Origin of the sequence: uncultured Parasphingopyxis sp. (genome assembly GCF_937129435.1) — a bacterium.
GTDB lineage: Bacteria > Pseudomonadota > Alphaproteobacteria > Sphingomonadales > Sphingomonadaceae > Parasphingopyxis.
Map to the genome: position 1 here is coordinate 96,947 of NZ_CAKZNF010000024.1, position 12,231 is coordinate 109,177.

Sequence of the window (12,231 nt, forward strand, 5' to 3'; positions counted from 1 at the left end):
TTCCATACGTACATAACGAAGGGCGGCCGGGCATGGCGTTGGACCTCAGCAAGATTGGCGAGCGGGAGCGGTTGAAGGCGCGGCGGGAGCCGCATTGGCAGCGGTTGCGCGCGGGCTGCTTTCTCGGCTTCCGGCCGTCGAAGCGCGGCGGCAAGGGAACGTGGATTGCTCGCGTCTATGACGAGGATAATCGGAAGTACCGGCTCAAATCGCTTGGCGACTTCGGCGCACTGAAGGGAAATGAGATATTCACGGCTGCGCGGAAGGAAGCAGAGGCGCTTGCCGAACTGGTCGAGAGCGGCGGGGAGGTGCGGGCCAAGGTTGAAACCGTGGCCGATGCCTGCCGCGAATATGCGAAAACGAAGAGCAGGCATGGGAATTTGCGAACAGAAGCCGAACCCCGTTTCAAGCGCTATGTTTACTACGATCCTGTTGCCAAGGTGAAGCTGACGAAGTTGCGTAAGCGCCATCTGAAGGAGTGGCGAAAGCGACTGGAGGCACGGCCTGCCCTTGTGAGCCGAAACAAGACTGGTGAACAGAAGATGCGCGAGCGTGCGCCATCTACAATAAACCGCGATATGACGGCTCTACGGGCAGCACTGATGGAGTTTGTTGCGCCCGGTACACCTAAGACGGAAGGGGCCTGGCAAGAAGCGCTCACGCCCATTCCGAATGCAGACCGGCGGCGCAGTGTCTATCTAAATCGCGATCAACGACGGTCATTGCTTGAGCATATCGAAACCGAAGCAGAACCATTCGCGCGGGCGCTTTGCCTTTTGCCGCTCCGGCCGGGTGCGCTGGCGGGATTGACCGTAGGCGACTTTGATCGGCGCACCTCCGAACTGACGATTGGCAAGGACAAGACCGGGAAGCCGCGCCGCATCCAACTTCCGGCCGAAGCGGCGGGCTTGCTCGCCGAACAGGCAGCGGACAAGCTACCGAGCGCGCCGTTAATCATGCGAGCGAACGGTAAGCCGTGGGACAAGGAAACTTGGAAGCGACCCATTGCCGCTGCCGTCGCTGCCGCAAAACTGCCGGGTGAGGCGACAGCTTACACCTTGCGGCACAGCACGATAACCGACCTTGTGAGTGCCGGACTACCCTTGCTCACCATAGCTCAAATCTCCGGCACCAGTGCCGAAATGATCGAAAGGCATTACGGGCACCTTGCGAGCGATGCGGCGGTGACAGCACTTGGAAAGCTTGCGTTGTGAAAAAGGTGCTACTGCCAAGATCGGCACCAAATTACTTCATCGATTCTCAAGCCGGTGTTTATCGCATCCGGCCAAGGGAAAAGTTGCTAGAGACAATTGAGCCGACAGAAAGTCGCATCGTGGCTTTCAACCGGCTGCATGAAGGCCTTGCTGTAGCAACCGAGCTTTTCCAACATCATGGTGATAGCGGACGCACCGGTGTATATCGCGCTATGGGCTACGTGATGGAGTACCTCACGAGCAGAGGTATCCCGCCCGCGACATTGCGACCTATCGAAGCGGTAATTTCCGCCATTGTCGACGCGAAGCGCGGAACGTCTAGTCCGATCTTTGAGCCAACACGGGTGGGCAAGGCAGGTGCGCCGCCAAAGCCAATTTCTCAACTCGAATTTGAAGGGCTTGTGGCGGTCGTGGTCGAGTGTTGCGTGCGCCATTGCCGCGAAGAAGGGCAGCGTCCTTACGTAAAACCGGGTGTTCAACTCGCAGCGCGCTTGATCAATGAATCCGATTGGCCGGTTCAGGTTACAGGCCGCGAAATGGAAGAACTCAGAGAGCGAGTGCGCCAACGTAAAAATCGCCGATCTCCGGATCGTATCGCGCTAGACAACATGCTTGCAAGCCATGTGGCTCAAGAGCGACCCCTAGACTGGGCAAGACTTTTGCTGGTTCACCAGTGGGTTAATCCGCCACCCAAAAATTCCAGCTAAACCCTGCTTTTATTCGGAATGACAGTCAGGCTTCACCGTCCCGCAACGCCGTCCACAATCCCGTGCGGTGTTGCGGGAGACAGAAAATGGAAGCACCTCTGGCGGTCACCATTCCGGACGCCGTACGAACCACCGGACTTTCACGCAGCGCAATCTATTTGGCCTTGCAACGAGGCGAACTGAACGCCCGAAAGGCGGGGCGGCGCACGCTAATCCCCTTCGCCGAATTGGAAGCCTATCTCGCCAACCTCCCGACCTATCAGAGGGAGGCATGAACCATGACGCCACATATGCAAAACCCCGGCGTGCAGGCCGGGGTCTCGCGCGATCAACTTGGCTGCTGTTCGCGCGTTTCATTTACCGCGCCCGACTGGCGCTGGCAACATATTGCGGAGCGCTATCACCTGCCGCCATCGATGGCGCAGCAAGTCGTTTTGCAATGTTTTGGGGAGGCAAGCGATGACTAAGCATGCCTATCCCGACCACCGCCGCGCGGCGCTCGCCTTGCTTGGCGAAAAACCGGATCTGAAGCACAAGGAAGCCGGATTCCTGGGCCATGTCTGCGTAGCGGCTGATTTGACTCCGAAGCAACGCGATTGGCTGGTGAAGCTGTTGGAACGGCATGGCCTGCCACCGGTAGCAACGGGAGGCGCAAAATGAGCACCTATCCCAACGCGCCGGGGCATCGGCGTGTCGATACATCGGTTGCCGCTGCCGAAGCAATTGCTCCCAAACTGGGACGGCTACAGCGTATGGCGCAATGCGCGATCGACGCGGCGGGCGAGCAAGGGCTGACGGCGGATGAATTGGCGGCGCGGCTCACGCTCGATCGCTATTCGATCCAGCCGCGCACAAGCGAGTTGAAGCGCAGGGGTTTGATCCGCGACAGTGGACGGCGAAGGCCCAATGCGAGCGGAAAGCAAGCTATCGTCCGGATTGCCAGCTGATGGCCTGCACCCTATCGACCCTTGCAAGCAATCGCGGGATCGATGCTTTTGAAACTTCACCGGTCTGCGGATTCGGTGAAGTTTCAATGCTCCCGCCACCCTTCGATAGCGGCGAAAAACGGGCGCTTGGCGAAGCTGGCGCGGACCTTGCACTTAATTACCCTAGGATAGGTGTTGCACCAGATTTGCCTTGCAGTACCGGCCGGGGAGGTGCGCGCAACCGTGCCGACCGGGAAAGCCATGCACTGACACTGGCGCAGATTGCCAATCTGACGGCCGCTGAGCGCCATGCAGAGGCGATCGGGCTTCCCTTTACCCGTTTCACCACAATCCATTGGGAAGGCGCTGGCGTGCCTCTGAGCGGCATGGTGCGGGCAACCGGCCGGTATATCGATTTGCTGACTAAAGCACTGGCGCGGCGCAGCTGCCGGACGGCATGGATTTGGGTGCTTGAAAACGGCGAGGGCAAGGGCGGGCATTGCCATCTGCTGGTGCATATCCCGGCCGGTCTAGTTGGCGACGTGACAGCCCTTCAACGGCGTTGGCTTCGGTCCATCACCGGCAACGCATATCGCAGTGGCGTCATTCGCAGCGTTCCGATTGGAGGCCGGTTGGGATTGGAGGCGAGCCATCCCGAATTGCACGCAGTCAATCGGGAGGCGGCGCTCGCCTATCTGCTGAAGGGAGCAGATGCGGAGGCGGCAAAACGATTCGGCCTGGAGCGATTGGAGCCGGGCGGCCGGATCATCGGGCGGCGTTGCAGCACATCACAGAATATCGGCGCGAAGGCGCGCGGGGAAAGGAACTGAGCATGGCCAAGGCGAAAAAGAACACGGTGCAACCAGAGGAGCAAACGGTGACAATTCCGTACCCCGACACGGACAGCGAGCATGAGGCGAAAGCCATTCTGGCGAAGCAAATTCCGGGCTGGGCTAGTCTGGCCAAGGACGAGCAAGCGGAACTGTTGCAGCTCATTCGTGCGCTTCGAGCACGTGGCGCTCCCGCCAAGGTGAAACTGACGCGGAAACCCGACGGCGGCTTGAGCATCGAACCGGCCGGAGACAGCGAGGTGCTGGGGCTGCTGAAGCTGTATGACGCCTTCGCCGCCAATTCGATCGATCCGGTGAACGCCCGCGCGCAGGAGTTGCTCAAATATCTGGGATCGGTCGGTGCTGATACCGAAAACCGCTACAATGCGGCGCTGTCATTTATCGAGAGCATGAAGCCACGGGATCAGGCGGAAGCGCTTTTGCTGGTTCAAATGTACGTCACCCATGACGCCGCCATAAGGGCGCTAAGCCAGCTGGGATCGGCGGAATGGGTGCCAACGGCGCAAACGTTCGGAAACCTCGCGACAAAGCTGCTGCGGACCTCTCAGGCACAGATGGAAACGCTGGCCAAGATGCGGCGCGGCGGCGAGCAGGTTATTCGGCACGTGCATGTCGATAACCGGGGCGGGCAAGCCGTCATTGCGGAAAATGTACAGACGGGGGGAGGGAAAGCGAAAAATGACAAACAATCTCATGCAACCGGCTCAACTGGCCAAAGCGCCGCGATGCTTGGCCATGACCCGCAAGGGAACGGCGTGCCAGTCCCCGGCCGTGAAAGGCAAGCGGCGATGCAGGATGCACGGCGGGACTAATCCGGGCGCGCCGATCGGCAATCGACATGCGTGGAAGCATGGCGGCCGGTCGGCTGAAGTCGTTTCCGCAGCACAATATCTGAGGCAAATCGCGAAACTAGTGGGAGAGCTTGACCGCTAGCGTCCGCTTCGCGGAGTTTCCTCTCCCGGTGTCATTTGACCGTTTTTGGGTGGATTGCGGATATGTGAGGCTACCAATGGGCCGATGGCAAGCGAACTGCTTACGCATTACCGTGAGATAGTGACACCAACCACAAACTGAAATAATCTCTTCGTATGCCAATCACCGAACTGGATTCCGCGACAGCGATTGACACTATGAAGGCGAACGGCGCGGCGACGTGGCCAAAGCGTGGTTCGCCAAACCGGCTTTCCCCCATCGCAAAGCCCCGATTACAATCGAGATTCGAGCTTGAAGGGGGTGAATCGGTCTTCACCATCGGCTCATGTTTTGCGCGCAACGTCGAACGGGAGCTTGCGGCTCGGGGATTTGTGCTTCCGGCGAATGATGCGATTAAGGACGATCCTGATCTTGTTGCGATGGGAACGGGAGTGCTCAACAATTACGGCACTCCCTCAATCTATAACGAGATATATTGGGCGCTGGAGCGCGATTACCGGGATGAGGAGTGTTTTTACCCGGTCGGATCGAAATGGGTGGATATGCACCTTCTCCAGAAATTGCGGCCGACCGACCTTGATACCTGCAGGTTGCGACGGAGAGCCATCACCGAAGCCTATCGCGAGATCCCGAATAGCCGGGTGATTGTCATTACACTAGGCCTTTCGGAAGTCTGGCTCGACACGAAAACAGGGGTGTATCTCAACAACCCGCCCCGCCGGGGAATGCTCCGCGACGATCCCGATCGTTTCAAGCTGCATGTCTTGACCTTCGACGAGGCGATGGGATTCATGCGCGGCGCGATGGAACTGATCGCCAAACACGGCAGGCCGGACGTACGGGTGATGATGACGGTCTCGCCGGTCCCGCTGTCGGCGACGCATCGCGACATGGATGTCATGGAGGCCAACGCATACTCGAAGGCTGTTCTTCGTGTCGTTGCAGAGCACATCCGGTCAGAGTTCGATTTTGTCGATTACTATCCGAGCTTCGAAAGCGTCACACTTTCCGAACGTCATGTGGCCTGGCAAGACGATGAGGTGCATGTCACGCCCGATATTGTCTCTGTAAATATCGGGCGAATGGTCAATGCTTACACAGCAACGACGAAGCTGACGTTGGATGAGCTAAAAGACCGTGTGCGGTCGGAAAAGCCAGCCGAGCGCTGGAGGTTGATCGAAGAAAACAGCGAGCACCTATCGGACCGGGAAATTGTCTCGGCATATGTCGATTCGGCCATCCGAACGAACAGATTTGCGGAAGCCGAAAAGTATCTCGACTTGGCCGACGATCCTCTAGGTCTGCACCACGCGGCCATTGCGTATCGTAAGGATGATTTTCAGGCATGTCTCGACAGCCTCAAACCAACCGATCGTCCGACAGTGGCGTGGTTTCGTTACAAACTGCGCAGTTACATTGGGCTGGGAGAGATCGAAAACGCAAAAAAGGTGCTCCGGGAATGGTCGGCAAGGACGCCGCAGTCGTTCGACGGCCATATTTATATTGCCCATGGCATTGACGATTTCTGCGAGGCCGCTCCGTACTACGAAAAAGCCATCGAGATTTCGGGAAATGCGCCAAAGCCGAATGTCGAATATGCCGAACGGCTGCTTCGCGAGGGTAAGGTCGCGGAGGCAAAGCGGCAGATAGAAGGCGTCGTTCCCGACACCTCGCCACTTCGCGACCGGATCGAGAGAATCATCGCCGCTATCTGACGGCGTAGTTCCAGTAACGAGTAGTTTGCAGCGCGGGGGCGCCTCCGTCAGAGAATGTCGTCGTGCTGGCGGCGACAACGCCCTCAACATCAAGTTGAGACGTGGCAGCATGGTCAGCGCCGCATTTCGCTGAGCTAGTATCCTTGCCGATGAGAAATAGCATCCCGTTATGGGTCGATAGCTGACCGGCCGGTTGCGGTTCCAGATTCCATAAAACTGCCCGTCCTGCCCGGCATAGCGACTGAGCGCGGCTATCTTGCCAAGTCGTTCCCACTTTGTTCACTTGGGCGCATGGCGCGATTCACCACCCGGCAATTAGAAGCGAAGGCGCTCGACATTCTCGAAACTGCGCTGCGCGAAGGCGTGGAACATTGCTTCCGGCCGTTGGGAACTGCGTTTGCGCTAGCCTATCTCGCAAACGAAAAAGAGGATCGGCGGCTGTTCGATCAGTTCTGGCGTGCGCTCACGCTCGACAGTCGGCAGGAGCGGGTCAAGCGTGCCAGCTATTCCCTAGAAGCGATCTACATTCTGACAGGCCATCAGCGGCCGGAATCGCGGCGACGAAATTTCTACCAATGCCTGAACTGGTATGAGCGGCAGCTGGTCGATCGATGATCTGCGATGACACTTGCGATGTTTCGTGTCAGACAGCTGTAATAACAGCCTGCAGCGATACGGGAGAGGGAGACCGAAGATGGCATTTTGGAATCGCAAGACTCCGGCGGAGCCATCCGCGCTTGCGCAGGTGCCACTTCCAGACGAACTGCGTGAAAGACATCCCAATATCGCGGCTTGGCAGGAAGGTCTCCGAGCTTGGCAGGACAACCTTGAGAAACGCAGAGACGAGTTGGACGCGCGAAAGGAGCGCCAAGATGCCCGCGTCGCCGAAATTGCAGAAATGTCTGAAGCGCTAGAACGGCAAAAGACCGAAGCTAAGAGCACGATAAAGGCGCTTGAAGCCGAAATTGACATGCTGTCGGAGCGCAAGCGCGCACTGGCGAAAGGCGTGCCGATGGACGAGGCGTTGGCGGGGCACTCTAATGTCATTCCGGTACGCCGAACTGGCCCGAAGTCCTACGAGTTTGAACTGCTGCGCTTTCAACAAGGAGTCTGGGACGACAGCTTTCGATACATTGTCGACGTTGACGAGGAGGGAGAGGTTTCCAGTCGCTATGAGAAAATCGAACCGGAGGATTCAGCAACACTCAATTAGCGCCCGTCCTGACTGAGCGGAGGCAATAAAGTTTCCTATCATGGAGAGTTCATCGTCGAGCGGACAGATGCGCCTTGGGCGCAGCGACAGTTCGCAGACGCGGGCTATATGATAGCCGCTCGGAAAAACTCCTGAATTGATTTGCGTTTTCAGAGTTATTGGGGAATCGTTCTTTCGGGGATTCCTTACGGGGGCATTAAAATGAAAATAATCTGTGCAGCATCCGCTGCAGTTTTGCTTTGTGCGTCACCTTCACTCGCGCAAGAGCCTGTTCCTGCTTCGGTGCCAGTGCCGGTCCAAGCGGTTGCGGCGCAACAACATCAGCACGTCCTTCCGGCCAATACCGAGATCGTTCTCAGCATGAACGAGGAGATCACGACACGCCGGAATGAGGAAGGCGACACGTTCAATCTATCGGTCGTGCACAACGTGATGTTGGGTGATTACGTCGTCATTCCAGCCGGGACGCGTGCCGTTGGCGAGATCACCTGGATGACCGGCAGAGGGATGTTCGGCAAGTCCGGCAAGATGGATGTCGAGCTGCGCTATATCGACCTGAATGGCCGCCGCATCGACATTGAAGGATCCTACCGTCAGGAAGGCGAGGGAAACACGGTTGCGACTGTGGCCGGGGTTGTCCTGATCCCAGTGGCGGGCCTGTTCATCACGGGCCGTAGCGGCGTCATCCCGGAAGGGCGGGAATTGACGGCGCGTCTTTCAAGCAATCTACCGGTGGCCTTGCCTGCCGGTGCCGTTATTCGGGAGAATGCAGCAGTTGTGGCCCAGCCTGTGAGCGCCGTTGCTCCGGCCGCTGTTGCCGCACAGCCTGCTGTCGTGACAAACGCGCCCGCGCCACAAGCGCAGCCGGAAACGCCGCAACCCAATTTTCCGGGGTTGGAAGACGTGGACATGAGTGTCGAGCGCGACGAGCAATAGGCTGCTGTGTCGCGGTGGCCCGATCTCGACGAACCACACGAAGGCGAAGCGTGGCTGACGTTTGAGTTTGTGGGTATCGCGCTGGCGATTACGTTCGTGGGCGGTTGGGCGCTTTGGAGCTGGCTGGCTAGTTGAGCTTGCGGCCAGCGAACCATTCCCGCGTCATCCGCATTTCCGAAACGGCATCACGCAATTCCTCGCTCACGTCGTCACCCGCGATATGTTTGGCGAGAATTTCGAGCGTCTGTTCCGTAATGACGCGGCATCGCTCTAACCCGTCTTTCACTGCTTCCAATTCGAGATAGGGATTTGTGGACATTGCGCGTTGCTCCTGCTGGCGTGCTATTGATCTACCATGCTTGCTGAGATTGTCGCCGCCGGTCTGACATTCGCCTGCACGCCCATCAGCGTCTGGGATGGCGACGGGCCGATCCGGTGTGCTGAGGGCTATGATGTGAGGCTGTGGGCTATCAGCGCGCGCGAGAGAGACGAAACGTGCCGTGAGGGCCATCCATGCCCCGAAGCCGGGGGAATGGATGCAGCGCGCCATCTGGCGGAACTAACGGGGGAGATCGTAGGCGAAGGCCCACACGGCCATTTTCTCGTCGATGGTCCGGCGATTTGGTGTGAGTCGAAAGGCCAGAGTTATGGCCGCATCGTTGCTCGCTGCGAATCATTGGAGCACGGTGATCTGGGATGCCGCATGGTGATAGATGGCTTTGCGCTAGAGTGGCGGCGATACGGGCGCGTATGCGTATTTTCCATGCCTGGCATCGGCAATCCTCAGTGAGGTCTGTTCCGGTCAGCTAGCCGATCTCAAACGGGAGCAGGTGTTGCAGGGCGCAACAAACCCGGGCGAGCCTGTTGGGCACCACAATGTCAGAAAGCATGACTGGCGTTGACGTCAGATTGTCGCCCCTTCAGCCGGTTCATCATCATCGTCATCCTGCTTTAAGCGGGGAGCAGGAGCCTGCCATGCCCTAATCCTGCTCAGAACTTGCTCATAAAACGCTAACGCGATCTCCTCTAGTTCCGCGATAAATGTATTTCGGCCTCCGAACTTTCGTCCATCCTCCAAGCGCATGGCGACCGTGAAGGTGTGTGGGAGCATGTCTTTGCCAGAATGAGAATGGATTCCGGGATCGCTTCTCGCCTCGTTCAATGAACTCTCGATTACGGCTGCCCGTCCGGGCCAATGCGATTGTATCCGAACCGCTTCGCCATCTGCGTCGTTGAGTTGCCTTACCAGCCAGCTCAAGCGTGAAGATGGCCTAACTTTGTCAAGGGGAGCAGGCAGTTGCGAAAAGATACGCAAGGTTCTGCTCGATAGGTCTGCTTCGATCTCAATGGCTGTTGCTGCATTCGGCACAACGAGGGCAGCTTGCAAAAGCTTTTCCTCGGACACCAATCTACAGTCCATATCTACGCGGGCCTGCGCGTCGTTCCGTAACTTTGGCGACAACTTTAGGTCCACTATAGCGCCAGTGCGTCTGCTCAACAGAAGGCAAAGGTCGCTAATTTCGGAATGCCAACTAGACACCACGTCCGATACCTCTTCGCTGGATTTGGAAAGCCCCAATCCGCCCCGAATACGGTCTAAAACTGCCGTCCAAGCGGGAGACATCTGCGTAAAACGTTGCAGGCCCGCGCTCGGATGCAACAGGAAGCGCTCAAGCTCGGTCAGAACAAACCGATGATCCCGGTCTTCAACTGTTCCGGCGCTCTCTAGCAATCTAATTGCAGTGAGAAACGAAAACCAAGATAGGTGAAAAAGCTCGGTCTTGCGCAACAGGCGCTTGTCCACGTTAATGGGATGCTTACCGGGCATAAGGGTGAAGTCGTTCGAGATTGTGATAAGTGCGTCCGCTCCAACTTCCCGAGCAATTCCGAGATATTTTTCCACCTGATCTGCGCGTAGTTTGCCATTGCCAACCTTGGCCTCAATCAAGGCGCGCCAAACCGTCTTGCCGGTTTTGACGACCAGGAGACCATCAGGGCGGCAATGCGGGTCGCTGCATGTCTCAAAACTTACTTCTGAAAAAGCTTCCACCACAGTCCGCGAACCGACAGGGCGTCCGAGTGGCCTCAAGACCGCATCTGCAAATTCGGTAACGTGAGACATCGTGGCTAGCAGTATTGAAAGTGTACGACCCTCTTTTGAACTGTCGGCCAACACAGGGAATAGCCTTGCTGACTCGCCTTTGCCCTTCAATTCCGTCAAGCTCTCGAAATTCATTTTCCCCGCCCCCAAACTGCTTCAATAGTTTGGAGTTATGGAGAACGTCGAACTTCCCGAAAAGAGGAATCCGAACCTAACTTTCCCGTACGGATTCCGTACTGAGCTGGAATGGGTTCTGTAAGCCATTGAAAATGTGGCGCACCCGACAGGATTCGAACCTGTGGCCTCTGCCTTCGGAGGGCAGCGCTCTATCCAGCTGAGCTACGGGTGCGTGCACGCTGTGCGAGGGCGCCGCTTAGCAAAGGGCGGGGCGGGTCGCCAGCCCTGAATTGCCGGCGGCCCGCCATGGCCGGCTCAGCCTTCCGGGATCTCGATCGGCACGAACTGGCCGAGGCCGCAGCGCGCGCCGGGAATGCCGCTGCTGACCGGTTGGGGCAGCACGGTGATGATGTCGGTCGAGCACAGCCGGCTCAGGCTCGTCGAATAGGAGATCGCGTCCGATCGGCTCATCCCGCCGCACGGGTGCGACAGCGTGTTGCGATAGGTCCGATTGCCGGTCATTTCGAAATCGATCGTCTGGTGGTCGCGGATCCGCGTTTGGCGGATCTGCACCAACGGCACGCAGCTTTCGGGCTCCCCGGTGACGCGGGCCTGTTGCCAGGGCGCGAGTTCGTCTTCGGCGGCGGAACTGGCCGGCAGCGATAGCGCGGCAACGCCGGCCGCAGCGGCAATGGCGGTCAGGGAATAGAGGGAATTGCGCATGATCCTTCTCCTTGAGTCACCGACGATGCCCCGATCCGCCTGAACGCAGCTTTAAGCCTTCGCCTTGCCCTTCTTTTTCGGCGCCTCGGTCTTGGGCTTGTAGCGGCAGAATTCGGCCACCGCGCATCGCCAGCATTCGGGCGTCCGCGCCTTGCAGACATAGCGGCCGTGGAGGATCAGCCAGTGATGTGCGCCGAGGCGGAAGTCCTCGGGCGTCACCTTTTCCAGCTTCTTTTCGACCGCTAGCGGCGTCTTGCCCGACGCGAGGCCGGTGCGGTTCGACACGCGAAAAATATGGGTGTCGACCGCGATCGTCGGATGGCCGAACGCCTCGTTCATGACGACGTTCGCGGTCTTGCGGCCGACCCCGGGAAGCGCCTCGAGCGCTTCGCGATCCGCCGGCACCTCGCCGCCATGCTCATCGACCAGGATCTGCGCCGCCCTGATGACGTTCTTCGCCTTGGTGTTGAACAGCCCGACCGTCTTGATGTGCTCCTTCAGCGCTTCTTCGCCGAGATCGAGCATCTGTTGCGGGGTCTGCACCTTTTCGAACAGCGCGCGCGTCGCCTTGTTCACGCCGACATCGGTCGCCTGCGCCGAAAGCGCGACGGCGACGACGAGGGTATAGGGGTTGGTGTAGTTCAGCTCGGTCTTCGGTTCGGGCCGTTCCTCGGCGAGCCGGGCGTAGAATTCATAGCGATCGGCAGCTTTGACCATGTTTGTCAGACCTCGCCTACGGCTCGGCGCCGCACCAGCCCTCTCCCCCACCCGGCCTCCCATTCAGGATACTCACGT

17 protein-coding genes and 1 tRNA gene are annotated in these 12,231 nt (G+C 58.4%); 13 read left to right on the forward strand and 5 right to left on the reverse strand.

Annotation, left to right across the window (positions count from 1 at the left end; all coding sequences use genetic code 11):
• Positions 1-32 precede the first annotated feature (32 nt).
• From Q0139_RS04870 to Q0139_RS04925, 13 genes are all read left to right on the forward strand, one after another.
• Entirely contained in the window at positions 33-1,214 is a 1,182-nt protein-coding gene (locus Q0139_RS04870; protein ID WP_298018299.1) for a tyrosine-type recombinase/integrase, read from the forward strand.
• Positions 1,211-1,921: a hypothetical protein gene (locus Q0139_RS04875; RefSeq protein ID WP_298018302.1), complete on the forward strand. Its 711-nt coding sequence runs from the start codon at positions 1,211-1,213 to the stop codon at positions 1,919-1,921. Before Q0139_RS04870 ends, Q0139_RS04875 begins: the two co-directional genes overlap by 4 nt.
• Before the next feature lie 86 nt (positions 1,922-2,007).
• Entirely contained in the window at positions 2,008-2,196 is a 189-nt protein-coding gene (locus Q0139_RS04880; protein ID WP_298018305.1) for a helix-turn-helix domain-containing protein, read from the forward strand.
• 3 nt (positions 2,197-2,199) lie between these two features.
• Positions 2,200-2,388 carry a hypothetical protein gene (locus Q0139_RS04885; RefSeq protein ID WP_298018308.1) on the forward strand — a complete coding sequence of 63 codons (189 nt, stop codon included), beginning with the start codon at positions 2,200-2,202 and terminating at the stop codon, positions 2,386-2,388.
• Entirely contained in the window at positions 2,381-2,581 is a 201-nt protein-coding gene (locus Q0139_RS04890; protein WP_298018311.1) for a hypothetical protein, read from the forward strand. The genes Q0139_RS04885 and Q0139_RS04890 overlap by 8 nt, the downstream gene beginning before the upstream one ends.
• Entirely contained in the window at positions 2,578-2,868 is a 291-nt protein-coding gene (locus Q0139_RS04895; protein WP_298018314.1) for a hypothetical protein, read from the forward strand. Before Q0139_RS04890 ends, Q0139_RS04895 begins: the two co-directional genes overlap by 4 nt.
• Entirely contained in the window at positions 2,868-3,677 is an 810-nt protein-coding gene (locus Q0139_RS04900) for a hypothetical protein (RefSeq protein ID WP_298018317.1), read from the forward strand. The genes Q0139_RS04895 and Q0139_RS04900 overlap by 1 nt, the downstream gene beginning before the upstream one ends.
• A 2-nt stretch (positions 3,678-3,679) precedes the next feature.
• Complete coding sequence (locus Q0139_RS04905) at positions 3,680-4,510, forward strand: hypothetical protein (protein ID WP_298018320.1); 831 nt, start codon at positions 3,680-3,682, stop codon at positions 4,508-4,510.
• Positions 4,434-4,631, forward strand: a complete 198-nt coding sequence (locus tag Q0139_RS15505; RefSeq protein WP_367180729.1) for an HGGxSTG domain-containing protein — start codon at positions 4,434-4,436, stop codon at positions 4,629-4,631. The genes Q0139_RS04905 and Q0139_RS15505 overlap by 77 nt, the downstream gene beginning before the upstream one ends.
• Positions 4,632-4,786: 155 nt before the next feature.
• Positions 4,787-6,346, forward strand: a complete 1,560-nt coding sequence (locus Q0139_RS04910) for a GSCFA domain-containing protein (RefSeq protein WP_298018323.1) — start codon at positions 4,787-4,789, stop codon at positions 6,344-6,346.
• Positions 6,347-6,637: 291 nt separating this feature from the next.
• Positions 6,638-6,961: a hypothetical protein gene (locus tag Q0139_RS04915; RefSeq protein ID WP_298018326.1), complete on the forward strand. Its 324-nt coding sequence runs from the start codon at positions 6,638-6,640 to the stop codon at positions 6,959-6,961.
• 79 nt (positions 6,962-7,040) lie between these two features.
• Positions 7,041-7,559 carry a hypothetical protein gene (locus Q0139_RS04920; RefSeq protein ID WP_298018328.1) on the forward strand — a complete coding sequence of 173 codons (519 nt, stop codon included), beginning with the start codon at positions 7,041-7,043 and terminating at the stop codon, positions 7,557-7,559.
• Positions 7,560-7,919: 360 nt separating this feature from the next.
• The gene (locus Q0139_RS04925) at positions 7,920-8,495 is read left to right on the forward strand and encodes a hypothetical protein (RefSeq protein WP_298018331.1); all 576 of its coding nucleotides are present in this window, start codon (positions 7,920-7,922) and stop codon (positions 8,493-8,495) included.
• Between the two features lie 127 nt (positions 8,496-8,622).
• Here Q0139_RS04925 and Q0139_RS04930 read toward each other — a convergent pair whose 3' ends face one another.
• The 5 genes from Q0139_RS04930 to nth all read right to left on the reverse strand — a co-directional run bounded on the left by Q0139_RS04930 (position 8,623) and on the right by nth (position 12,153).
• The gene (locus Q0139_RS04930; RefSeq protein WP_298018333.1) at positions 8,623-8,814 is read right to left on the reverse strand and encodes a hypothetical protein; all 192 of its coding nucleotides are present in this window, start codon (positions 8,812-8,814) and stop codon (positions 8,623-8,625) included.
• 585 nt (positions 8,815-9,399) lie between these two features.
• Positions 9,400-10,731 (reverse strand): hypothetical protein, encoded by a 1,332-nt coding sequence (locus Q0139_RS04935; RefSeq protein WP_298018336.1) that lies wholly within the window; start codon positions 10,729-10,731, stop codon positions 9,400-9,402.
• Positions 10,732-10,868: 137 nt separating this feature from the next.
• Positions 10,869-10,945 (reverse strand) — tRNA-Arg (locus tag Q0139_RS04940).
• Positions 10,946-11,028: 83 nt separating this feature from the next.
• Positions 11,029-11,436 (reverse strand): hypothetical protein, encoded by a 408-nt coding sequence (locus Q0139_RS04945; RefSeq protein WP_298018339.1) that lies wholly within the window; start codon positions 11,434-11,436, stop codon positions 11,029-11,031.
• A gap of 51 nt (positions 11,437-11,487) precedes the next feature.
• The gene (nth, locus tag Q0139_RS04950; protein WP_298018342.1) at positions 11,488-12,153 is read right to left on the reverse strand and encodes an endonuclease III; all 666 of its coding nucleotides are present in this window, start codon (positions 12,151-12,153) and stop codon (positions 11,488-11,490) included.
• Positions 12,154-12,231 lie beyond the last annotated feature (78 nt).